At 28.7% G+C, this 23,816-nt stretch carries 20 protein-coding genes; 15 read left to right on the top strand and 5 right to left on the bottom strand.

The window, feature by feature from the left end; genetic code table 11:
• Positions 1 to 41: 41 nt before the first annotated feature.
• Positions 42 to 257, top strand: coding sequence for a hypothetical protein (locus ASJ80_RS16610; protein WP_143747715.1), 216 nt, complete (start codon positions 42 to 44; stop codon positions 255 to 257).
• Positions 258 to 1,746: 1,489 nt separating this feature from the next.
• The gene (locus ASJ80_RS04320) at positions 1,747 to 2,256 is read left to right on the top strand and encodes a type 1 glutamine amidotransferase domain-containing protein (RefSeq protein WP_069585677.1); all 510 of its coding nucleotides are present in this window, start codon (positions 1,747 to 1,749) and stop codon (positions 2,254 to 2,256) included.
• Positions 2,257 to 2,496: 240 nt separating this feature from the next.
• Here ASJ80_RS04320 and ASJ80_RS04315 read toward each other — a convergent pair whose 3' ends face one another.
• A complete protein-coding gene (locus tag ASJ80_RS04315) occupies positions 2,497 to 3,408 on the bottom strand; it encodes a response regulator (protein WP_069585678.1) in 912 nt (303 codons plus the stop codon).
• A 119-nt stretch (positions 3,409 to 3,527) separates the two neighbouring features.
• On the bottom strand, positions 3,528 to 4,475 hold the full coding sequence (locus tag ASJ80_RS04310) for a ribonuclease H-like domain-containing protein (RefSeq protein ID WP_069585679.1): 948 nt from the start codon (positions 4,473 to 4,475) through the stop codon (positions 3,528 to 3,530).
• A 453-nt stretch (positions 4,476 to 4,928) separates the two neighbouring features.
• On the opposite strand from ASJ80_RS04310, the gene ASJ80_RS04305 reads away from it, so the two are divergent.
• From ASJ80_RS04305 to ASJ80_RS04265, 9 genes are all read left to right on the top strand, one after another.
• Positions 4,929 to 5,150: an AbrB/MazE/SpoVT family DNA-binding domain-containing protein gene (locus ASJ80_RS04305; RefSeq protein ID WP_069585680.1), complete on the top strand. Its 222-nt coding sequence runs from the start codon at positions 4,929 to 4,931 to the stop codon at positions 5,148 to 5,150.
• A gap of 279 nt (positions 5,151 to 5,429) precedes the next feature.
• The gene (locus ASJ80_RS04300; protein WP_095651983.1) at positions 5,430 to 5,591 is read left to right on the top strand and encodes an AbrB/MazE/SpoVT family DNA-binding domain-containing protein; all 162 of its coding nucleotides are present in this window, start codon (positions 5,430 to 5,432) and stop codon (positions 5,589 to 5,591) included.
• Positions 5,592 to 5,611: 20 nt separating this feature from the next.
• On the top strand, positions 5,612 to 6,352 hold the full coding sequence (locus ASJ80_RS04295) for an MBL fold metallo-hydrolase (RefSeq protein ID WP_069585681.1): 741 nt from the start codon (positions 5,612 to 5,614) through the stop codon (positions 6,350 to 6,352).
• A gap of 5 nt (positions 6,353 to 6,357) precedes the next feature.
• Positions 6,358 to 7,140 carry a sulfite exporter TauE/SafE family protein gene (locus tag ASJ80_RS04290; protein ID WP_069585682.1) on the top strand — a complete coding sequence of 261 codons (783 nt, stop codon included), beginning with the start codon at positions 6,358 to 6,360 and terminating at the stop codon, positions 7,138 to 7,140.
• Between the two features lie 342 nt (positions 7,141 to 7,482).
• Positions 7,483 to 8,472 (top strand): hypothetical protein, encoded by a 990-nt coding sequence (locus tag ASJ80_RS04285; RefSeq protein WP_069585683.1) that lies wholly within the window; start codon positions 7,483 to 7,485, stop codon positions 8,470 to 8,472.
• Positions 8,473 to 8,744: 272 nt separating this feature from the next.
• Positions 8,745 to 9,224 carry a PadR family transcriptional regulator gene (locus ASJ80_RS04280; RefSeq protein ID WP_069585684.1) on the top strand — a complete coding sequence of 160 codons (480 nt, stop codon included), beginning with the start codon at positions 8,745 to 8,747 and terminating at the stop codon, positions 9,222 to 9,224.
• A gap of 250 nt (positions 9,225 to 9,474) precedes the next feature.
• A complete protein-coding gene (locus ASJ80_RS17635; protein WP_083241071.1) occupies positions 9,475 to 9,855 on the top strand; it encodes an MFS transporter in 381 nt (126 codons plus the stop codon).
• A 31-nt stretch (positions 9,856 to 9,886) separates the two neighbouring features.
• Positions 9,887 to 10,939, top strand: coding sequence for an MFS transporter (locus ASJ80_RS04270; protein ID WP_255360722.1), 1,053 nt, complete (start codon positions 9,887 to 9,889; stop codon positions 10,937 to 10,939).
• 493 nt (positions 10,940 to 11,432) lie between these two features.
• Complete coding sequence (locus ASJ80_RS04265; protein ID WP_069585685.1) at positions 11,433 to 12,281, top strand: nuclease-related domain-containing protein; 849 nt, start codon at positions 11,433 to 11,435, stop codon at positions 12,279 to 12,281.
• Positions 12,282 to 12,464: 183 nt separating this feature from the next.
• Here the strand turns inward: ASJ80_RS04265 and ASJ80_RS04260 are convergent, their stop codons facing one another.
• From ASJ80_RS04260 to ASJ80_RS04250, 3 genes are all read right to left on the bottom strand, one after another.
• A complete protein-coding gene (locus ASJ80_RS04260; RefSeq protein ID WP_069585686.1) occupies positions 12,465 to 14,690 on the bottom strand; it encodes an AAA family ATPase in 2,226 nt (741 codons plus the stop codon).
• A 615-nt stretch (positions 14,691 to 15,305) separates the two neighbouring features.
• Complete coding sequence (locus tag ASJ80_RS04255; protein ID WP_069585687.1) at positions 15,306 to 15,497, bottom strand: hypothetical protein; 192 nt, start codon at positions 15,495 to 15,497, stop codon at positions 15,306 to 15,308.
• Positions 15,498 to 15,562: 65 nt separating this feature from the next.
• Positions 15,563 to 16,612: a hypothetical protein gene (locus ASJ80_RS04250; protein WP_069585688.1), complete on the bottom strand. Its 1,050-nt coding sequence runs from the start codon at positions 16,610 to 16,612 to the stop codon at positions 15,563 to 15,565.
• Positions 16,613 to 17,292: 680 nt separating this feature from the next.
• On the opposite strand from ASJ80_RS04250, the gene ASJ80_RS04245 reads away from it, so the two are divergent.
• From ASJ80_RS04245 to ASJ80_RS04230, 4 genes are all read left to right on the top strand, one after another.
• On the top strand, positions 17,293 to 19,272 hold the full coding sequence (locus ASJ80_RS04245) for a transglutaminase-like domain-containing protein (protein ID WP_069585689.1): 1,980 nt from the start codon (positions 17,293 to 17,295) through the stop codon (positions 19,270 to 19,272).
• 195 nt (positions 19,273 to 19,467) lie between these two features.
• Positions 19,468 to 21,312 (top strand): hypothetical protein, encoded by a 1,845-nt coding sequence (locus ASJ80_RS04240; protein ID WP_069585690.1) that lies wholly within the window; start codon positions 19,468 to 19,470, stop codon positions 21,310 to 21,312.
• Positions 21,313 to 21,501: 189 nt separating this feature from the next.
• Complete coding sequence (locus tag ASJ80_RS04235; protein WP_069585691.1) at positions 21,502 to 22,107, top strand: hypothetical protein; 606 nt, start codon at positions 21,502 to 21,504, stop codon at positions 22,105 to 22,107.
• Positions 22,073 to 23,785, top strand: a complete 1,713-nt coding sequence (locus tag ASJ80_RS04230) for a hypothetical protein (RefSeq protein ID WP_069585692.1) — start codon at positions 22,073 to 22,075, stop codon at positions 23,783 to 23,785. The genes ASJ80_RS04235 and ASJ80_RS04230 overlap by 35 nt, the downstream gene beginning before the upstream one ends.
• Positions 23,786 to 23,816: the final 31 nt, after the last annotated feature.

Here is a 23,816-nt window from a genome sequence, read left to right as displayed (position 1 = left end):
GATGCGTCAAATCAAAGATTTAACAGTTTTCGAAGGTTTTTGTGACCGTAAAAATCGCAGCGGACAAATACTTCGTATTTGTCGCGTCAAAATCAAAGATTTTGACAGCTTGCAAAATTTCTAATTTTGCGGCCCAAAAATTCTACGAATTTTCGACGGCTTGCAAAATTTCTAATTTTGCGCTCCAAAAAACCTTCGGTTTTTTGAGAGATTTTTACATGTCCATGATCCTGTGCTTGAGTTATACTTTATGTTAAATGTAGTTTTAATTGATTATATGGGATTTACCTTAAAAAATACAATATAATTAACCAGACACACGAGTGAAGCAATATTATTTACAAAACATTTTAGGCATGAGCGTAAATAATTTTAACATATTTCCTATTTTTTCTAATTATATATTTTAATCTAGTTGTAAAAAGAATTAAAGTTAGAAATGTATAATAAAAGTTCTCGAACTTGGTTTAAAACTAGATCTTTTATTTGATAGACGCAAAATAGAGAAAATTATCAAGAGCAGATTTAGTTACCCGATATTTTCGGATAACTGACATGCTCTTTTTTCAAGGAATACATACAAGGTAATGTATCATGTGCAAGGAGTGGACTGAATAGCTATTTGAAAATAATAGGTATTGGTCACTATCTGGGAGTAGTGACCAAATGGAACTTTTTATGATACAGTTAGATAGTAGATCCTCCTGATTTATATACCTTTGCATATCGAAAAGTCAGATATTAAAAATGCAAATGCCGCAAATAATGTTTATTTTTTTAAAATAGAGACAAATATGCCTGAATACATTCATGGTTTTACTTTCTAAAAAATAAATTAACGCTTAATTAATGAGTTATATTCGGCTACATGTCAAAAATAGAATTATGGCAAATTTTAAATAGTTAAACTTTTACATTATAACTGTACATGATTGGTTTGATAGTTTAATCAATGTGATTGGAATGATAATATAAAATAATGGCTCTGTAGAAAACATTGAAAAAATTAGATAATATTGTGTGGTTCAAGTATGACATTTAAATATACTACACAAAATTTAAGAATAATTTCACAAATATCTGATGATTTCTACAGAGCCAAAAAATATATTATTATTCCTCCACATTTTTGTTTAGATTTTAAACAGAAGATAGTTACTTAAATGATTTTGGAGTATAGATATTGATATTAAATACATCGAACCTGTTATACTGTATTTTACCCTAAATAAGGAATATTTAACGTCGATTTTTTTAATTAAAATATAAAATTGTTTTTAACATAAAGTATAACTCATGCACATGGACATGAGCGTTTTATAAAATATAAAAATAGATAATTCTATATTAAATAGTACAATTAAATCAAATAAACTGATAAACACACTAATTTATTAAATCTATTTTAATGGTGGGAAGACGCACATAGATGAAGTCTTTTTCTTTAAAATCTTCCCACAGGTTGAACTTAATTTATACTTAATTTATACTTTTGCTTTTTTAGAATATATGCAAAAACGTATTTATGTGGGGCGTGCTTTTAATATTTTAAAAGTGTATTAAACTTATAAACAGATTTAAAGATTTAATTTTAAAAATTAATTCTATTTAGTTTAATTATATTTGCAGTGTTAATTGTGAGTTAATTAATCTATTTAAGTTATGCACGATTTATTTTAATAATATTAAGTATAAAATTAATAACAACATATTGGAAATTAATATAGAGAAGCAGGAGTGAATTAAATGAGCAAAATAGGAGTTTTAATAGGACCAAAATTTGAAGATATAGAATATACTAAACCTTCAAAATCTTTTAAAGAAAAGGGGCATGAATTAACTCATATAGGATTAAAAAGAGGACAAACAGTAGGAGGAAAAGAAGAAAAAACAAAAGTCATTGTTGATAAATCAGCAGGAGATGTATCAGTAAATGATTTTGACGCGATCTTTATTCCAGGTGGATGTTCTCCAGATAAACTAAGAGAAGATGAGAATGTAGTGGAGTTTGTGAAAGAATTTGTTGAAAGTGATAAGCCAGTTTTTGCAATTTGTCATGCTCCTCAGCTTTTAATTACAGCCCAGGTTATTGAAGGACGAAAAGTAGCCGGGTGGAAATCTATTGTTCAGGATATTAAAAATGCTGGAGCAGAGTATGTAAACAGGGAAGTTGTTGAAGATGGCAATATAATTTCAAGTCGTGGACCTGATGATATTCCTGCATTTACTGAAGCAGCTCTTAAAAAATTGGAATAAATAATAATTGGTTACAGTGCTTAAAATAAGTTAAAATTGTTTTATTTAATTTTTAAAATTAACTTATAATATCATACTTTAAAATTAAAAAGTAGTAATTATTTTATAATTGGAATTACTTAAATTAAATGGGATGTCTAGACATACTTGACTAATTTTAGAATCATCAAAATCAGCCATAGAGTTTCTAAATTTTCAAGGTCTAGATATCCTAGCCCAAAATAAATATAAATAATTAAATTAATCTCCATCTGAGAAAATAGACATTCCCATTACTATCTGGCCGTTAGTATCACGTATGGGTACAGAACTACTAATTACTATGCTTTTTGTACCGTCTTCCTTTGAAATAATGATCTTTTCTTCTTCAACTTCTTCACCGTTTGTAATAGAACGTGTTAATGGCCAGTCTTCAAGTTCATAGGGCCTCCCATCAGGATGGGAGCAATTGTAATAGCAGTATTCAGCAAGTTCTTCTATCTCTAAACAATCAACCCAGATATCCTCCAATTTTTTATTTTTAATAAGAGGTTTACCCGAAGCGGCTTCTACAATTAAAATTCCAACAGATAAATTGTTGATTAGAGTATCCAGTTTTGATCTTTCTATTTCTACAGTTTTGAGCGCATCAATCAATTTATTTTCTACATTTTCCTTTTCTTCAATTTCTTCCTGCAGTTTTCTTTCTGTTTCAAGCAGTTCTTTTTCATGCCATTCAATCAGTTCTCTTTGATCTTTATGGCTTTTCATTAATTCTTTTTCAGTTTCTTTACGTTCAATAGCGTAAGAAATTGAACGAGCCAACAACCGACCGTCGATCTGTCCTTTAATTAGATAATCCTGTGCACCTTCACGAACAGCCTTAACAGCAATATCTTCATCATCAAATCCACTCATAATTACTATAGGTAACTCCGGGGTCTGATCATAAGTTCTAATAAAAGTATCAAATCCCCAGCTATCAGGTAAATTTAAATCAAGGAGTAAAACATCAAATGTGTCATTAAAAAGACTTTCAAATCCATTTTTAAGTCTATCAACATGATTTAATTCAAACGAGATATTTGGTGTTTCTTTTAACATTTCCCTTATGATTACAGCATCTTCTCTGTTATCTTCTATTAATAAAATTTTGATAGGTTTACTATTCATATTTCCGCCTCCATAACTGAGACAAGTGCATGATATAAATATGTTAAGTGTAATTTTGTAATAATTTATATGGGAACTGATTTATGAATTATTCTAGTAAATATATAGATCTCAAGTGGTTAATATGTAGAATATTCAGCATGTAGTCTGGAGAATATCAATGCCAGAGTAATTATATCCTGTCTGTTGTGCTCAATTATTGGAACTAAAGGTCCAATATTTTGAGTTTTAATGTAGGTCTTATAAAATGCAGGTACTAATCCACTTGGTACGTCATCTATTCGTTCTATACCAAATAAATGGTTTTCAATTGTTGTTAACTGGCAGTTTGGTAATTCATCACTCCATGTACGCCGTGAAAAGTGAAGTAAATCAAAGTGAGGCATGTTTAAATTCTTTTTAATGCCGAAATATTTCATTCTGTTTCGAATATAAGGAATATCAAATGTCTGCCCATTAAATGTTACAAATACACTTTCATCTTCAACATGAGATGAGAAAGCATCTAAAACTGCACTTTCTTCCCCTACACTCCGTGACAGGTACTGGTTTACGCATATCTCATTTCCATGAAGCTTGGCAACACCTAAAAGGATTATGGGAACGTTACTAAATCCCAGAGTTTCTATATCTAAAAAGATGAAATCTTCATCATTAGAAAAACTAGATGAAAATAAGGACATAGGATGTGATTTTGGGTAACATTCTGAGATCCTATCAGATATATCACATTTGTTGCACCCATTAACAATTTTTAATAAATTAGATGCCTCCATACCAAACCTTTCATGCTCCACTAGGTCTTCAATAGTTTTGTACCCTTCACTCTGCAATTTTAGTTCCCTTGATACTCCAATTCCATTTAATAGTTTTAAATCTGATAAAATTTTTTCTTTTGCTTTTTCTTGATGTAACATATTAAATTTAAGCGTGGATCGGTTTTCTATATCGTAACAAGTGCCGCTATCAGTGACAATTTCGTTTCCATTTATTAGATCCTCAAGGGCTATTCCATCATGATCATCTAACAGTTTTTCCTTTAATTTCTGGGCATTTTCGTATTCCATGTATTCATTTCCAAAAGTTTATTGTTCCTAATAATTTATGCTCTTATTGGAATTTTGGGCTTTTATACTTTTACATTTATCATATTTCAAACTTTATAAGTATATTGTTTTTTTTAATATTTTCAGCATAGAAAATATTATACATTTGAAAATATCAGATATTTTGTAGGTCTAATTTATTTTAATAGAAAAATGTAATTTTCTTAACTGATTATATTAATCTACAGATAAGTAAAATTTTTGAATTAACATGTAATTAAATAAAAATGATATATTTCTAGTTTGGAATATTTTTAAAGAAAATATTGGATTTAAAATACATTAATTTAAAATTCTATCGCAAATTTCAGTATTCTAGCTCCACAAAGTTTAAATAAAGACTCTTGGATATAGTAGTTTAGATATGAATTGTATGATAAATATTACTTATATGAAATGATGGAGGAATATATTATGGGAAGTTATAAGGATAATCATTTTTTCGGCAGTGTTAAAGTTGGTGAACGTGGACAAATAGTTATTCCTAAAGAAGCCAGGGATACATTTGATATTAAACCTGGAGACAGCCTGGTAGTCTTTGGAAAAGATAAAAACCAAAAGCTTGTAATTGTAAAAGAGAATGTAATGAGAGATTTTGCGCTTAAAATACTTGAAGACTTAGATAGTCAAGATTAATTCATTTTTTATTTTTAAATATTACTTTTAATTATTTTCAATCAATTTTTTGTTATTTAATGTTTTTTTCTCTGTTTTCATCCATTAATTTGTAAATTTGGATCGTAAGATTTAAGTACTGATTCAAGAATATACTTGTTTAAATATGAATTGTATGAAATACATGATTTAACATACAACATATGTTAAATTCGATTCTGTAAATAAAGAGGAGATACCGTCATGGGAAATTATAAGGATCACCATTTTAGGGCAGTGTTAAGGTAAGAGAGAGGACAAATCGTTATTCCTAAAGAAGCTAGAGATAGATTTGATATTAAACCTGGAGATAATTTAGTAGTCTTCGGAAGAGACAAAAATCAGAAGCTCATAATCTTTAAAAGCGATGTAATGAGAGATTATGCGCTTAAAATACTTGAAAATTTAGACAGTCAAGATTGATATAAAATGGAGCGATACAAGTGAAAATAGCAGATGGAATAGAGATGATAGAAATACCTATGAACCTGATGGGAAGAGAAAGTACAATTTATCCAACTCTCATATGGGATGAAAATACAGCTATTTTGGTCGATGCGGGATTGGCAGGTAATTTACCAGTAATTAAAAAAGCAATGGAAGATGCTGGCGTGCCACCCGAACGTCTTGATAAAATTATAGTTACACACCAGGATATTGACCATATCAGCAGCATTAAAGATATCCTTGACGAATTACATGAAGTCCAAGTGCTTGCACACGAGGAAGATAAACCCTACATTAAAGGTGAAAAAAAGCTTGTAAGAGTAAACGCAAAGTTTATGGAACGTATAAGCGATTTATCAGAAGAAGAACAGAAAAAAGTTTTGTATATATTTGAAAATACCAATGCACCAGTTGATATAACTTTGGCTGATGGAGAAGAGCTTGCAGACTGCGGAGGAATTATAGTCATTCACACTCCAGGCCATACACCAGGACACATATGCTTGTACCATAAAGCAACTAAAACTCTCATAGTGGGAGATGCAATGAATATCTCTGAAGGACAACTTGTCGGGACAAATAACTTGGTTTTAACAGAAGAAGATGCAAAAACAGCCGCAGCTTCGCTTAAAAAGTTTGAAAAATATGATGTTGAGAATGTGATAACTTACCATGGAGGCCTGTTTAACGATAACCCCAACCAGAAAATTAAAGAGTTTAATAAGGATGAGGCGTAATTTGAATGTTTGATTTTAATTTAATTCTTATCCCTTTATTTGGATTTCTTATAGGCCTCTTCGTGTCCACTTTAGGTGGGGGCGGAGGAGGGTTGTATGTACCTGTTTTGACGTTGATTTTTGGTGTAACTCCGCAGGTGGCTGTGGCCACATCTTTAGCATCCGTTTTACCCACCACTGCCGCAGGCGCCTTAAGTCATTATCGTGAAGGTAATGTAGATATTCGCACAGGATTAATTTTAGGAATTGGTGGAATAGTGGGTACAGTAATAGGGGCATATATTGCCAATATGATACCTCCAGTGCTTTTAAAAAAGATTTTAGGCGCTTTTATGTTGATAATGCTGATTCCAACACTGAGAAGTATGCTTAAAAGACGTAAAAACAAAAATGAAGTTAAAAAAGAATCTTCAAAACTTACTGGACCTAAAAGGATTATAGCTTCTCTTTTCGGAGTGGCAGGTGGAATACTGGCGGGAGTTTTTGGACTAAGCGGAACACCGCCAGTTACTGCAGGGCTTTATAGTTTAGGCCTGCCTGCCATGATGGTGGTAGGTACAACTATATTTGTACTTATCTTTAACTCTGTTACAGGTATAGGAACATATTTACTATTAGGAAGGCTTGATATACCTCTGGTACTCCTCCTTGGATGCGGATCAGTTGTAGGTGCCTTTTTAGGACCTAAATTGCTTAAAAAAATTAACCCCAAAAATTTTGAAAAAATCTACGGGCCTTTGACCATGGGCATCATGCTTATTTCAGGCGTAGCATTGTTAGTTTATTAGGTAGAATTGATAGAGTGATTATAAAGAAGTTTATACCTCCAGTACTCATATTAATTTCTATAATTTTTGGTGTATCATTAATAGTGAGTTAAAAAAGTTAAATATGATTAATCAAATACTTTTAAAATTATTTTTTTTTATTTTGATGCATAATAATCAAACTTTATTATAACCACAAAAAATACAGTAGTTAATGTATCAGATCTCGGTCTAAATCAGCTTATTTTCCTTATTGTATGATAATAAAAATCCCTATATTTTTAAAGTACTTAAAATAGAATAGTTTTATACACACCATAATTCTAAATAAATCAATAATTAGTCATCTTTTGGAGAAAGAATATGGATAGGGATAGACTTAAAAAATACATATTTATAATGAACAGCGATAAGATCAGTAAATATCTAATGAATAGAATTAATGGATATGCTGTAATTTTATTTTTAGGTGCAATAATACTAAATATAGTGATATTTTTTTATTTTAACAGCTTGAATTTTCTTTCTAGTGTGGAAAACAGACTTGATTTCATGGTTTTTATTTTAACGGTTATATTGGTTGATGCTACCCTCTCCTTACTGTCTTTTACATATATTCTGGTTATTAAAGAAGATGATAAAGGTTCAATGGATTTAAAGGGGACAGAAATTGTCAGTGATAAATCACCTGCTGAGATAAGTTACTTAATTAAAAACTGGAAAGATGGGCTGAAAACTAAATCTGAACATCTACAAAACCAGAAAAAGAAGCTCTTAAAATACATCGATAAAATAGAGACTAACAGTTTAGCTGAACAAGAAAAAACAGCTGATGAAATGAAAATGCACACAAAAAGAAAAAATGATGTGCATAAAATGAAAGAGATGGATAGGAACAGTAGATTGCCTGTTTATATGATTGAGTCTAAATTAATGAAAATCAGTGACGATTTAAACGTTTTTGATGATAACCTGGAAGAACTCGAAAATGATGAAATTAAATCTCATTTAAAAGAAGCCTTAAATTTAAATGAGAAATTAAAAGACCTTGAAAATGAGCTGGTTGAAAATTTAACACTTTTAGAGTATTCCATGGAAATATACAACTTCAAAACTTTAAAGTTGATTGGAAGACTATTTTTCCAAAGTTCAATATCTATTATCATGGGATTTTTTATTTTAGGAGTTTTAATATATATACTTCCAAATCCTGCCGTTTTAAGTGCCCTTCAAAGTTTTGGGAACATACCTATGCAGTTAATCCTCTTTATTGCAACTATTTTTATTTTAGACGGATCATGGTCTTTTTTAAGGGCAATTCATTCCTTTTTCAATCTATATATAAGGGATTAAACTTTAAACTTATTTTTTTAAAGTATTTTATAAACAGAAGAGTTCTATTTTTCAATTACATTTTTAAAAGCTTTGAATTAGCACAAAGTATATATGTCATATAATATCAATTATTTGATATCAAAAATCTATATCAAATTTTTGATTTAAAAATTTGATATTTATAACTGGGTGGTAACAGTTATAATTTAAACTTTGAGGGAAAAAGTGCTATATCAACTAATAAAATAATTTAAAAAACTCATAAATTACATGAAAAAGGAGGATATGGAATGACAGAGGTTGGAGGATTAAGAATGTGGATATTACACGTAATAGGCGAATTTGGACCTAGTAATGGTGTAGAAATTATGGCCAATGTCCAAAAACATTATGATTTGCAGGTTCAATGGCAACGTAAAGGCAATCATATACACCCACATCATAACGTGCAATCGAAAAAGCTTTTACCTGGTTCTGTATATCCTATGCTTAAAAAAATGGTATCTGAAGGTCTAATAATCAAACAGGATGATGGAAAATATGATTTAACTGAAAATGGGAAAATTATAGTAACTAATTTATTTGAACATTTTCAACAGCGAAATGAACATATTAATCAGGGAGTTCTTTCTGTAGAAAATTCCTTAGAAGCAATGAACTGGCATGCATCTTACATGGAAGAACTTGATAAAGAGGAAATTGCACCTCACGAAGAATCAATTGAATTACTCATTGAAAGACTTAAAAAAATAAAAGAATCACTTAAATAATAAAATTATCGATAAAAAACGCTTGAAAAGCGAATTTACTACCTCATTTTTAATTTTTAGAGCCATGTTAGCGACAGCTCTCTTTAAATTTCAAATTAGGACTAAAACAATAAACATGATAAATGAAACTGGAAATGTAGATAGTCAGATTGAATTAACAGAGATCCTAAAAATCAGTTAATTATCAGTTTTTTTAAGCAAAAATCTAAATTAATATTCAAATTTAATCAAAATTAAGGGGAATTAACATATGAACACAGAGGATAATGTTTTAAAACATTTTAAATTGATTTTTTCGGGACTCATGATTAGTCTCTTAATTGTTTCATTAGACAGTACCATTACTACTACTGCTATGCCTCAAATTATTGCAAGTTTAGGTGGTCTGCAGTACTATGTTTGGCCAGTTACCATTTACCTTACGGCTGTAATAATTTCCGCCATGCTTTCCGGTAAGCTGTCTGATTTCTATGGAAGTAAAAAAATATTGACAGGTGCATTACTTGTCTTTATATTTGGTTCAGTTCTTTGCGGGTTTTCACAAAATATGACAGAACTAATACTATTTAGAGCACTGCAGGGATTGGGTGCAGGTGTAATTGTGACCGTGCCAAAAAAAAATCATCGCTGAGATGGTCCCACCAAGACAAAGAGGAAAATATATGGGATTATTCGGTATTGCAGGCGGTATTTCAACTGTAGTAGGTCCTACAATGGGAGGTTTTATAACAGATTCACTTGGATGGCAGTGGATATTCTTTGTAAATGTTCCAATAGGAATCATAGCATTAAGTTTAATTATTCCATATCTTCCAGAATTTAGAGCAATTGTAAAAGAAAAAGTAATGGATTATCTGGGTATTATAACTTTTACAGGCACTATAACATCATTTTTAGCGGCTTTAACTTTTAGCCAGCTAAATACTGTTATCTCGCAGGCACTACTGGATTTATTATGGATATTTGCAGTAATTATGTTTTCTGGATTTATATATGCTGAAAGAAAAGCTAAAGAACCTGTACTGCCATTATATCTATTCAAAAACTCTGTATTTACTATTTCAAGTGTTTCAGTGTTTTTGTCAGGTGCTACAACATTAGCGAGTACGGTTTACATTCTACTTTTCTTACAATCAGTCCAGGGTCTAAGTCCTTCATCTTCAGGGGCATATCTAACTCCATTGATGTTTACAATGATCATAGCTGCAATTTTATCAGGTCAAATAATCTCAAAAACAGGCACCTATAAAAAACTAGCCCTCATATCTTTTGCCATAAGCGCTGTAGGCATGTTTTTACTTTCAACAATGACTCAAAACACTTCTAACCTGGAAATAATCATTTATGAAATTATCGCAGGGATAAGTGCAGGTTTAGCAATGCCGCTGTTCATTATTGCAGCTCAAAATGCAGTTGCAAAACGAGATTTAGGCGCTGTAACCTCATCATCGATGTATATCGAACAGCTTGGAAGTGTAATTGGTTTAGCTGTTTTAGGGACCGTTGTAAACATGACTTTGAATCTCAACTTACAGAATACCACAGTACATGTTTCATCATCCTTACTCGCCACAGCTGTTCACAATGTATTTGTGATAGCTGCAGTACTGAACATAATGGGATTACTGCTATGTTTCTTCCTAAAAGATATATACATGAGCGATGAAATGGAAGAAGAAAAAATAGGCTGCGAAGATGCTCTTGAATCTGTTTAAGATATCTAAACCTTGGAGGGTAAAATTTGGATTTTTTAATGAATTTTATACTTCACATTTTTTTAAGGTGAATTTGGGAGTATAAAATTGAAATTTTGTTTTAAATAAGTTTTTTACCACTGAAACTTATATATAGCTTTAGAATTATCGAAATAAACTCCTTTTCTGAAGAAACAACTACAATTCAAAAGTATTTGTCCTTTGGTTTAAAATAAATTTTACTATCTAATTTTTGTCTAAAAGAATGAGTTAACAGCTGTTTAACTTTTTTAATCTTTATTTATCAATTATTTAAGTTTTTATAATGGTTAAAAGTATACAAGTTTATGTATATGTATTTTTTAAATATATAGAAGTTTATAGGTTTTTTAAAATAATAATTAATTATTTAAAATGGTTAATTTGTAGTTTAGTTAAATAACTTTTTTTATATTCCAAAAATAATAAATAATATTATAATATATTAACAAATACTTAATTAAAGGGGATTATGATGGGATACTTGATCTGTGATAACTGCGATATTTACTATGAAGCGGATGAAGATTTTAATGATTTGGATACTTGTGAAAACTGCGGTAATAAATTAAAATTTTACAGTAGCTTTGATGACTATTATAACAAAAAGAATGAAACTCAAAGGGAAAAAATAGCTGTCGGTAAAGGATATGCTGAAAAAAAGAGCTCAAAATATAATTTTATATTAATCATAGGGGCTATTTTTTGCTTAATTGGATTATTTGGGTTTATAGTTACTTTTTTATCATTATTGATTTTGATTATTGGTACAGGATTGATTTATTATGGATATAATAGTGGTAAAAGCTGGAATAAGGGAATAAAAGGAGAATTTATCGTAGCAGAATATTTAAACCAGTTACCTGAAGATTATTTTGTTTTTAATGATGTTAAGTTCCCTGGAAGTTATGGAAATCTAGATCATGTAGTAGTGGGACCTACAGGGATATATGTAATTGAAACTAAAAATTATGAAGGGTTCTTCTTAGTTAAAGGTAATGAATTCTTCTACAAAAATGGCAACAGAGTTAAAAAAGCAATGGGACAGCCTGGAAAACAGGTGATGTCTAATTCAATGTCTTTAAGGAAGTTTTTGGAAGATAATGGCATGGATATGGGTGGCGTATGGATTAATTCTATTGTTACACTCATAAACCGTAATTTTAAAATTGAACAAATACCGCAGCATTACAATGTTTTATTCCCTTCTACTATACCTCAGTTTATTTTGAATTCCAAAAGAAATATTGATCGGGATATTCTTAAAGAGGCAGCTCTTTTAATTGAACCGTATTGCATTGAATTGTCATGTGTTAATATTTAATATTATTTAAGACTAAATAAAAAAATATAAGAATAGAATTATTGGAATATCATAAATTAAATAGTTGAAAATTAATGGTATTTGGAATATTTTTGTAATTACAATATAAATTTAGTTCGTTAAACCATTATATTGTAGGTCAAATGTTCGATAAAATTTATATTACCAGTTCTCAGGTTCAATTCATGTTAATCCTTCAATTTGACCCTGATATTTATCTGAAATAAAATCTATAACGACTGTGCAAGCGTCAATAACATCTTCATCGGTTACTGGTGGTTGGGAACGAAGCACACCATGTGATAAATCTTGCATTACAGAATAGATATAGCCATTATTTTCCAATTTCTGATTTTCAGACATAAAATCTCCAATGTTTTTATCTCGATTCTCAAATTTACAAATAGTTTCTAAAACATGTCTTATAGAATTGGGGGTTGTGTGTGATGGCGGTTCTTCTCTTTTAGATATCTTTAATATATCTGATAAATGATTTTCATATGGTAACATCGATTCTTTAGTCCATTTACTAATGATACTCTTTTTAAGAATGTATTTTTCTTTAACGACTTTATTCCTCATTAATAAATTCATGAACTCTAAATTATGTGTAAGTATAATAAACCTGTCATTACTTTCAAGAGCTAAATGTTTATTTATTTTTCTAATACTTTGTGCAACTGCGTAAACAAAATGGAAATCCATACTTGAAATAGGGTCATCAATAACGAAAAATAGATTTTTATAATCTTCTTTTTTTTCAATAATTGTGTGAACAGTAGCAAGATAATAGCAAAATGCAACAATACCTTTTTCACCGTCACTTAATACATGTGTCGCGTTATCAGAAAGAATTTCATCCTTAAATTTTATACAGAAATTTTCTTCGTCAAAACTGTATTTTTCATGAAAGAAAAAATTCAAAAAATATTTCAACGATTCAATAACTTTTTGCTTTTTGTCAATTTTGGTTTTCCTTTCTTTTTCTTTAATATCGCTATCAAGATCAGATATTTCTGAATCTAAACTTTCACTTTCTTGAACATTGGTTTTTTGCTCTTTTAGAATATCTAAATATCGAGCGTTGCAAAGCCTTTTGTTCAATTGAAGTTTTTCATTTTTAATGGAGTTTTTAGTATTATTTAACGCATTAATCTCTTCAACGTGTTCTTTCAAATCTTGTTTCAACTGCTCCAAATAATGATTAATATCATTTATTTGTTCTTTAAAATCAAAATCAGTAAATGCAATATCATCTTTTTTGGTGATAAACATCTCTATTATTTCCTCAATTTTGCTTAATATCGGTTCATTGTCGTCTAGACTCTTTAATTCATTTTTTTGTGATGGTAAATATGTTTTAACTTTGTTGAACTTTGTATTGATTTCATTGAAATCATTATGGTATTTTTGAATGTCTGATTTAAGTTTTTCTAACTTTTTAATCGTATTTTCAATTTGTTTTATTGCTTTTGCTTCTGAATCTTGAATATATTGGTTATATTGATTTATAATTTCAATTGCATTCTCATTTAAATTTTGTTTACAAAATGGGCAATATTCTTTATTTGATCTGTGTAAATTCAATCCATGTTCAATAAAATCTTGTTTTGATTTTATTTCATCAACAAAATTTTGATGTAGGGTTGATTTGTCAAAAGCAGTGCATAACGGCGATTCGATATCATTTAAAACAGAGCTATCAATAGTATAATAAATGATAGGCACATCTTTTGTATCATCAGGCATTGACTTCAATTTTTGATGCATATCTTTAAGAGAATCAAAACTTTCACGTTCTTCTACAATGATACCTTCAATTACTCTCTCAAAAGTAATATTTTTATATTCTTTGGTATTTTTATTAATTTTAAGAGTATCCAAATCTTTAATAGCTTTTTCAATGGCTTCTTTTATTTTATCGTGGATTATTACTTGTTGTTTCTTTAATTTTTCTAGCTCTAAGTTTTCTTTTGTTACATCAATATTAGCTTCGCCTAAAATATATCCCTGAATATCATCACTTGGAGGATTATAATTATTTAATTCTAAGTTGTCAGTGACATAATCACTGTTAAAAACATGAAACAAATATCCCGTATCATTATTAATTATTGGTTTAGAGTCCTTAACCAATGTAATTTCTAAATTTCTTGTTTGTTTAACCGAATCATTTGGATTATCAAGTTCAAATATGAATTTGCCTTCTGTTTGATTTGTGGTTAAGATATTATTCGATGTTTTAGAGCCATTCAAAGGGGAAGCTAGTCTGAAAGCACGACTAATAAATGTCTTACCAACTCCATTGTTAGCAAACATTCCAATCTTTACTGAACTAATTCTACCTTGATATTGCAAATTAGTATGCGGGCCAAAATTTTCAACATCCAATTTAAGATCTATAGCCATATTTATACTTCCCCTTCCATTCTGAACTTGTTATAGCTTAATTTTGAGATAAAGTAACAATTTTAAGCCTAGTAGTATGTTTAAATTCTCGTATTTGAGTTTCTATATATAAAATACGCTTTAATTACTTATAAATATGATACTAATGACATTAAACTCTTAATGATATAAGAACAAAATAATAAATCTTTTTTAACCTTAATAAATCTAAAATTAAGAAACAAGAATAATAGGGGAATCAAAGTTAATTAAATACAATAAATATGCTCAAATGTACCTTTAAATAGATATAAAACTTTCAAAAACATAAATTAATTTATATTTCTAAGTATAACCTTATGATTTTATAAAATAATCCTTCATAGGTCTAATGCTCTAACGTGCATAGAATAAACATTTAATATAAACTAATTATTATTAAAGACTATTGATACTTGCTTCAAATCTAAAAACAAGTTTCTTGTTTTCTTCTTATGCTTAAATGGTTTTTATGAACTTCATCGATTTATATTGTGGACCAAAAGTTCGGTAATATTATAAATTCATTTTTTTCTGTTCCAGTCATAATTGCATATGCTTCATTGGATAACTCTTCAACTGTTTCTTGTTCATCTATCATGACTTCAAAAATAGTTTTTCCGCCTTTTCTGGATAAATAACTCTTGAGAGTAACCATTCATCATATGTAACATCGCGTAATTGGATTTCTATGCCCACAAGGTATCCTTTATCATATTCTTCCAATAATCTATGTACTATTTTATTAAATTCTGTTTCTTCTTCCAAACTTATGTATTTTAGTACCATTTAATCACCTAATTTAATATTTAGATTTCATTAGAATTACCAAAAACACGAAAAGAATTATCTAGTTATTTAATATAGCTTTCACCATCAAACCAAATCATAATGTACTCTGTGAGCATTTTTTCCCAATATTCTCTATTATGATTAGTTTTACCATGACATGATTTACAAATAGACATAAATAATGGGGGTATATCTAGATCGCAACAGGACATTTTCAAATAATTGCAATGGTGTACTGATAATTTTATTTTATTTTCTTTTTCTGTTTTTCCACAAATGCCGCATTTACGCCCCCAAAACTCACGTACACGCTCTTTAAATTCTTCATTAAATTTATGGCAATATGGTTCAAAAGAAATTCCTCCTTTCCATCCTGCAGCTTTTGATCCTTTATACTGTTTTTGTGCTTTATTTCTACATTCTATACTACACATTGTTCTGCCATGTTTCACTGCCCCTTTAGTTGTAGTATATTCTTTTCCACAATAAGCACAATTAATAACTACTTTATGAGCTTCAACTCTACATTTTACGCTACAATAATTATAATTTGCCCTATCAGCCTTCGACTTAAGAACCTTGAATTCTTTTCCACAATTAGCACATTTTTTAAAGATGTTATACTTTTCTTCCTTTGATTTAACATAACATTCATGACTACAAAACTTTCTTATTCTGTTGCCCTTATTTAGGTGAGCCGGAATTGTAAAGTTTTTACCACAAGCTTTACAAACAACAGTTTCTCTCAATTTATTTGATTTATATATACCTGCACAAACCGGACTACAACAAATACCCTCACCCTTCTTAATTTTCCATTGAGGCACTTTAAATTCTTTGTTACAAATAGGGCATACACGTTTTTCACTTCTTATTCTTGAATTATACGCACATCTTTGATTACAATATTTTCTTTTATTGAATTGATTTGGTTTTTCTTTATTTCTCCTTTTAAGAGGTTTACCGCAATACTCGCAGTTCTTATCTTTCATCGGTGTTTTTATTTGTGCTTTTATATAACAAGATTGAGAACAATATTTAAAAGTCTTAGCTCTAGATGGTTTAATACTTAATCTTTTTCCACATTGTTTACATTCTACTTCTACAGGCATTTAGGTCACTTAAAATATAATTATGATAATATACTGGAAATAAACTATTTATAGATATTATTTCCACGTTATAAATTAAATTAATATTTATTTTATTTATTAATAAACTGTAGTTTTTACAGTTTATTTATTGGGAGACTATGAATTTTCTATTACGGTTAAATATAAGAAATAATTAAAAATTTAACTAATTAAAAAATAAAGGGGGTACTACTATCGTAAAAGTAATTAAAAAAAAACTAATGGGAAAGATATTGTCATTGATTATAGATTAAGATGGCCTATTCATACAATATGTGAATATAAAAAAACAATATGAGGATAAAACGAAAAAATACACTGGAATAAAGAGAAAATCAGGAAAATTTAAGTAAAATCCCCTATTGTCATTAATCAAATTAATCTTGATTTATGAAATTCCTCTTGCTGATTGGGATGATGCTTACTTGAATAACAACTCATACTGTAAAATTGTCCTCTTTGAGTCTTTTTTAAAGTCACTTTGAGATATGCACCATCTTTCTAACCTAAAATCGGATAATTCATTAAAATGGTTGTCATGCAATATAAAACTCTCATTTTTAATGATTTATTTAGTTCTTTTAGAATTATAGCAAAACATATTTGTTATAAGCAAATATTAGAATTAGATGTAAAGATAATTATGAATAGGGATTTAAATGGAAAAATGTATACTATGTGAACGGAAAGGCAAAATGCCCTGCTTAACTCATGGAGAAAGTTTAATTTGTCGTAGGTGTTGTAAATCTAATCAGTCGTGGGCTTATTGCAATGTATTATGTGGAAATTTCCCTGAAGAAGAGAAAGAAAATTTATTTGAATTTAGAATGAGCCATATATCGCTCACGATGGATAATGGAGAAACTATACGCTTACCTTTAAAATGTTTTTTATCTAACATTTACGAATTTGTTACATGTATAGTTAAAAATCTGAATATTAAATTCCTTAATTCACAAACTATATCTATTGAAGTTACTTTTAACTTAAAATCTGACCGAATTTCAGAGGAGATCTATTTTAAGGAAAGATGGAAAAAAGAAGAAAATTGGGGAAGTCAGGAATATCTATCTGATCATCACATGGAATATCTATATGATTATCACCCCCTATTTTTTGTTTTTACTGAAAATATAAACAAAGTTTATCCTTTAAAAACGGAATTGGAAGTTGATGGAAGTAGTTTAGATTTTACAGATAGTAATGTTCATTGGACTGTGGGATTACCATGTTCCAATATAAAATCTAAAACTCTGCGGAGATCTGGCGAAAATATAATAGAAGAATATATTAATGGTTCTGGCTTTTTAGGGCGTAATTATTCAATTTTTAGCCCAATACCATTTAATAAGGATTTAAAATTAAAATTTGTTATTTCACGTCCAGAAATGAACATTGATCCAAATTTAAAACTTAATTTTCCACTAAAACTGTTTTTTCCATTCAAAAATGTAATTGTTGAAGATATAAACTACATTATTCCTCCAGGTTTTGAATTAATTAAAGATCCAAGTATAACCCTTTATAATCCAACTAATACAATTAAATTACATCAAGGACCTGATCCCGAAATGATAGAAGATATTAGTTATAGTTCAACTGAAAATCTATTATTTTCTAATAAAATTAATTTAGATTCATATAAAATATTAGAATTAAGTTTTGAATATATGCCTAAAGTCGAAAAAGAAGCATTATCATTTGTAACTACGTATCCGATTCCATCAAGCATATATAATTCAATTTATAAGTTACATTCTGAAAAGTTTGCTCCAGCAATTGTTATTGTTTCTAATTATTCGGATCATACTATTAGTGCATCCATAACCGCAGAAATAGAAGGAATATCTAATGTATTTGAAAATGATATTGTTATTGGATCATATAGTCAAGAAATTGTCAGAATAACACCTAATTTAAATGTTGATGTAATTGAAAAATTACATGATATAATGGATACTTCAATGAGAATAAAAGTAGAATCTGAAGGAAAACCCATTTTAAGACGCAACGAATCAATTCAAGTTTTAGCTAGAGACACCATGATATGGGAGATTGAAGATCCCGGGAAATCTTGGACAGTTGATTTAAGTAAGTTAGTTGTTTCATGGATTACTCCACATACTCCTGCTGTGGATAAAGTTATTTCGAGTGCTGCACGAAAAATTGGTGCAATGGGTGCTTTCAACAATGACAGTTCCATGACAAATGAAATTAAAGCAATATACGATACAATTTCCGAAGACATAAGATATGTCAGTAGACATTTTAGTTTTAGAAGTAATGAACATGTTTCCACTCAGCGTATTTTATCTCCAAAACAAACATTATCTGAAAATTCTGGAAATTGTATTGATTTATCTGTTCTTTTTGCGAGTTGCTTAGAAAATATTGATATAAAGCCGTTGATAGTTATTACTCCAGATCATGCTTTCGTGGGATGGAAGAGTTTTTCGTCTCCATCTTCATTTATATTTTTAGAAGCAACTTTTATGGGAGAATCTGATTTCTTTTCTGCAGTTGAATATGGCACGAGAACCTATGAAAAATATAATCAAGATAATCCTGGAGATATTGAAATAATTGATGTTGAGGAAATTAGAGGTAAAGGAGTTTATCCACCAAGATGGTTCAGCTAATTGGAGTCAGAATGGTATAAAAGACCTAAAAAGAAGAAGAACTAAATAATATTATTGTTGAACTTAAGGAATTTGTTATATTCATTTGACACGAAAAATGAGCATAATCCATTGAAAGATATAATTAAATAATAAATGTAAATATATAAAATATACCTTAAATTGATATATTTTGTAAAACAGAGGGTTATTTTCATGTTACAGATTATTTCAGGTAAATTTTTTAAAAATGAAGAATTAATCACTCATAAAGGAACTGGAATTACTTATTCTAATTTTCATTGGTGGACCCCAATAGAAACATGCATTGCTACTATTGAACCCGTTGATATAAACATCTCATCTGCTTCATCTTATGTAATTAATTATAAACATCAAATTGAGAAAAGTTCAGGTAAGGTAAAAGCTGGTAACTCTGAGATTTTGGAACAATTTCAGCTTTTATGTACTTTTGGATTACAAGCATTTTTTGACAGTGATAAAAATTACGTTGAGATGAATTGTAGATATGTACCAAGAAATTCAGCTGATGAATTCATACCTACTCTATTTGTGTCTAGATTTTTTAATTTACCTGTAAAAAGCAATGAAAAGGAAATAGAAGAATTTGTAATTTTCGTCGAAAAAGTTATTTCGCTGCCTAGAAAAACATATATTTCTGTTATTGAAAGCCTTAAAGCCTTTTCACATTCACTACAATTCTTAAATTATAATATGGATCTTGCATATTCCATGATGATATATTGTTTAGAGTCATTGAGTCAAAGACACGATAATTTTAAACCAGATTGGGAAAGTTACGATCCTCCAATTAGAGATAAACTTGATAAACTTTTTAAAGAAAAAAATTTATCAGAAACTACTATCAATGAAATTCAAGAAGTATTGGTAAATAGTAAGGAATTGAAACTAATGAAACGTTTTATTTCTTTTTCATTACAAAATATTTCTGATAAATATTTCTTAGAGGATGCGGATGGTATAAAAAATCCACTTAAAAAATCAGAATTAGAACGTGTTTTAAAAAATGCATATGATATGAGGTCAGGTTACGTTCATAAATTAGAAGAAATAGAAAATCACTTAAAAATCCCCCAATTAGTAGATGGAGACATAATTCTTTGGGAAAATGAACCCTACTTAACATTTAGGGGATTAACTCGTTTGGTTCACCATGTTATATCTAATTTTATTTCTAAACAAGAAAGTTTGGAAACTGAAGAATATAATTGGAGAAAGGATATTCCGGGAATAATTACGATGGAAATACATCCTAAACATTGGATTTGGAAAGCTGATGAATTCACATCTAATCAATCAGTATACTTTTTCTCTAAATTTCTTTCTATGCTTTCTGGTTCTTTTTTAAATGATGATGTAATGGAGAATTTAATAGCTTTAACATTAAAGATAGAAAAATTAATGAAAGGAGGTGTAAAAAAAGAATTTGAAGCATCGATGATTTCTTTATATTGTTTATATTACAGTTTGGCGAGCCCGGGATATTTAAATTCAAGTAGATATCTTATTTCAGATAAATATAATGATATTTTAGATAATGGCCTAAAATACGTTGTTAAAAAGGAATATTATATGCCAATGATAAATTCATATCTTTCACAAAACCAAATTATCGAAACTTTTCCTAAAAGCTCAAATCATAAAGACTTTATGAAAAAATATGGAAATATACTAAAACAATGCTCAATTGAATCAATTATAACACGTATACTTTTAAATAAAGAATTACCATGGGATATTGAAGAAATTGCTTCATGTTATCTTAATTATGAAAAAAAGAAATTTAATAAATATACCATTGTATTACCTAATTTATTTGAAATATATGTAATAATAACTATTGGAAATGTCTATTTAGAAGAAAATAATATCCATCAGTTTGAAGAATGGTTTAATAAAGCCGTATTCGAATTATCTGGGAAAATAGAATGTCAAAAGTTAATTAAAAAGCATATACTTACAAAAAAAGTGTTATATCTAAATCAACTTTTAGATTGTTTAAAGGAAAAAAATAATTAAGATATTATCATTTTCTTAAATTTATTGAATGTAATGTAAAAATACCTTTTAAAGAATTTATTCTTTTGATGTTAATTTAGGAATTATTTCTATAGGATTTATCAATCTTTTTAGCAGTTCCCAGATTACCAAATTATATGTTTGTTAAAATTAAAGTATTCATACAATATATAACATGAAGGTGTTCAAATGCTTCCAGATTTTCCCTCTGTTAAAACAAAAATAGAAAATGCTACAACCCTAGTTGTAAGTGAAAAAACTTATGGAAGTCCATTATTATCTAAAGTTAATAAAAAAAGGTGTTTTGAAGGTAGTGGAATTTCATTTATTGATAATTGTGGAGATTATGTTGAAAGAGAAATTGAAGAAACAAGCACTAATTTTTCTCTTAAACTTGAGGAAATATTAGATAAAGGACTTTCAGTTTATTTAGAAAAATCTTTGAATGCAGTTAGTGAACTTCAACAAAAAATGACAAAAAAAGTTCTTGAAGAAGTAGATATTGCTACTGCCAAAGCAGGAACACAAATTAATACAAGTAAAAAATTGATTACCGAAATTTATTTAGATGGATTAGAAAAAATTCAGATAGATTTTGATGAAAAGGGTAATCCATTCTTGCCAAGCTTGGCCATGCATCCTAATGATGTTTTAAAGCATGATAAACGTTTACAAAAGTATTTAAAAGAAAATCCTAGACATATGGGAGAATATGAAAAAAAGCTAGAAGAAATAATTGAAAATAAGCGGAAAGATTGGAATGATAGAGAAAGCAATAGAAAATTGGTTGATTAATACAAATGAAATTAATTATCTTGTAGCATTTTGTCAAGTACTTTTAAACGAGGGACATCACGTTTTTAAAACACATGGACCTCTTGAACATGGAAAAGATGTCATTTCAATAGATTCTAATAACAATTATTTCGCGTTTCAACTTAAAGGAGGAGATATCAATACAACAGAATATGGAAAAATTAAATCACAAATTGATGAGTTAGTTGAAATAAGTATTGATCACCCTTCTTTTGATCCGGATAAACTCCATAAATCATATTTAGTTACAAACGGCCTAGTTGACTCATTTGCTAATGAGAAAATTAATAAGTATAATAAAGAGTATGTTAAACGTGGCTATGAAAAATTAAATATTTGTGATAAAAACAATTTACTTAAAATATTTATTGATGCACAAGGAAAATTCATTCCTAAAGAATTTGATGATTTTTATCTATTTTTAGACCTTCTCACACTAGATGGAAAAGATTTTTTACCCAAAGAACAGTTTTTAGATTTTCTAGATCATATTATTTTTAAAAAGATTCCTAAAAGGAAATCAGATAGATCCAATGCAATTAGTAGTAGTTTAATCATTGTAAGCTATTTATTAGATCCTTTTCAGCGCGAAAATAATTATTATGCATTATTTGAAGCTTGGACCTGTTTAGCATCTTCTGTAATAAGATTTGTTGAAAGAACAAAACTAAAAGAAGAATTATGGATTGAATCCTTTAATCTAATCCTTTCAGAAATAGAACGGAATTTACTGTTGCTAAAAGAAGAAATCTTAAGTAAAACTGATTTTGCTGAAGGCAGTATAGTAGGCGAAAATAGAAAAATATATAATTCAAGAATTTTAATGGTAATTGGCACTTTAGCAGCTTTAGAGATATATTATTTTAAATCTGAAAGTAGTTATATTTTCGATAATGATGTTTTTAAATTAATAAAGGATAATATAAACAATCTGTTTTTTTGGGGTGAATCTGCTTTTCCATATTATTTTAATCTAATCAAATATTTAGAACTAAATAAAGAAAATGATTTAGCTGAAGAAATTTTAGAAGATATTTTCATCCAGATAATAGAGAAAAATCAACCTCGAAACAATTATGGAATCGCAAATCCATATTATAGTGCAAAGGATGTCCTTGAATGTATATCTAGATTAGATTTAGAAATAGAAAGCATTTATGCGCTGTTAAAAGAAATTATAGATATAGATACTTCCAAAACTCTCCAAGAGGCACTTCCAGAAATTATGAATGTTGGTAAAAATCCAAATAGTGTTAATAAAGCATTACTTGATGTTCTAGATAAATCTAATCTAAAAAATATGGATTTTAAGCAATTCTGTGGTAGTTCTTTTGTTTTAGAATCACTAATTTTAATGCTTGTACGAAGGGATAAAAAAGATTTACTAGAAAAAAATTGGCACGATTTATCCAATATATTTTTAGAATCTTTTGAAATGGATAATACAGAAGATTTATTTGCTTGGTTTACACAAAATGGAAAATATCATGAAGAATATCCTGATACTCCAGCTAAATGGAGTGATTTGGTAGGAAAAGCCAATAAGTGTGATGAACCTTTTTATACAAAAAACGATGCTTTCTTACATTTTTTCATTTTAACATATCCACATCGATTCAACACTATATTAACAAATTATCTAGATATGAAACTCTAAAGTAGCAGACATTAATACAAATTATTTATGA

The sequence above is a fragment of the Methanobacterium bryantii genome (assembly GCF_002287175.1).
Classification (GTDB): Archaea; Methanobacteriota; Methanobacteria; order Methanobacteriales; family Methanobacteriaceae; genus Methanobacterium_D; species Methanobacterium_D bryantii.
This window is presented reverse-complemented; position numbering and strand designations above follow the sequence as displayed.

What these genes read in the sequence shown, in the direction of transcription:
- ASJ80_RS04320 (WP_069585677.1), top strand. Translation starts at nt 1,747, where the DNA reads ATGAGCAAAATAGGAGTTTTAATAGGACCAAAATTTGAAGATATAGAA.
- ASJ80_RS04315 (WP_069585678.1), bottom strand. Translation starts at nt 3,408, where the DNA reads ATGAATAGTAAACCTATCAAAATTTTATTAATAGAAGATAACAGAGAA.
- ASJ80_RS04310 (WP_069585679.1), bottom strand. Translation starts at nt 4,475, where the DNA reads ATGGAATACGAAAATGCCCAGAAATTAAAGGAAAAACTGTTAGATGAT.
- ASJ80_RS04305 (WP_069585680.1), top strand. Translation starts at nt 4,929, where the DNA reads ATGGGAAGTTATAAGGATAATCATTTTTTCGGCAGTGTTAAAGTTGGT.
- ASJ80_RS04290 (WP_069585682.1), top strand. Translation starts at nt 6,358, where the DNA reads ATGTTTGATTTTAATTTAATTCTTATCCCTTTATTTGGATTTCTTATA.
- ASJ80_RS04285 (WP_069585683.1), top strand. Translation starts at nt 7,483, where the DNA reads ATGGATAGGGATAGACTTAAAAAATACATATTTATAATGAACAGCGAT.
- ASJ80_RS04280 (WP_069585684.1), top strand. Translation starts at nt 8,745, where the DNA reads ATGACAGAGGTTGGAGGATTAAGAATGTGGATATTACACGTAATAGGC.
- ASJ80_RS17635 (WP_083241071.1), top strand. Translation starts at nt 9,475, where the DNA reads ATGAACACAGAGGATAATGTTTTAAAACATTTTAAATTGATTTTTTCG.
- ASJ80_RS04270 (WP_255360722.1), top strand. Translation starts at nt 9,887, where the DNA reads ATGGGATTATTCGGTATTGCAGGCGGTATTTCAACTGTAGTAGGTCCT.
- ASJ80_RS04265 (WP_069585685.1), top strand. Translation starts at nt 11,433, where the DNA reads ATGGGATACTTGATCTGTGATAACTGCGATATTTACTATGAAGCGGAT.
- ASJ80_RS04260 (WP_069585686.1), bottom strand. Translation starts at nt 14,690, where the DNA reads ATGGCTATAGATCTTAAATTGGATGTTGAAAATTTTGGCCCGCATACT.
- ASJ80_RS04255 (WP_069585687.1), bottom strand. Translation starts at nt 15,497, where the DNA reads ATGGTACTAAAATACATAAGTTTGGAAGAAGAAACAGAATTTAATAAA.
- ASJ80_RS04250 (WP_069585688.1), bottom strand. Translation starts at nt 16,612, where the DNA reads ATGCCTGTAGAAGTAGAATGTAAACAATGTGGAAAAAGATTAAGTATT.
- ASJ80_RS04245 (WP_069585689.1), top strand. Translation starts at nt 17,293, where the DNA reads ATGGAAAAATGTATACTATGTGAACGGAAAGGCAAAATGCCCTGCTTA.
- ASJ80_RS04240 (WP_069585690.1), top strand. Translation starts at nt 19,468, where the DNA reads ATGTTACAGATTATTTCAGGTAAATTTTTTAAAAATGAAGAATTAATC.
- ASJ80_RS04235 (WP_069585691.1), top strand. Translation starts at nt 21,502, where the DNA reads ATGCTTCCAGATTTTCCCTCTGTTAAAACAAAAATAGAAAATGCTACA.
- ASJ80_RS04230 (WP_069585692.1), top strand. Translation starts at nt 22,073, where the DNA reads ATGATAGAGAAAGCAATAGAAAATTGGTTGATTAATACAAATGAAATT.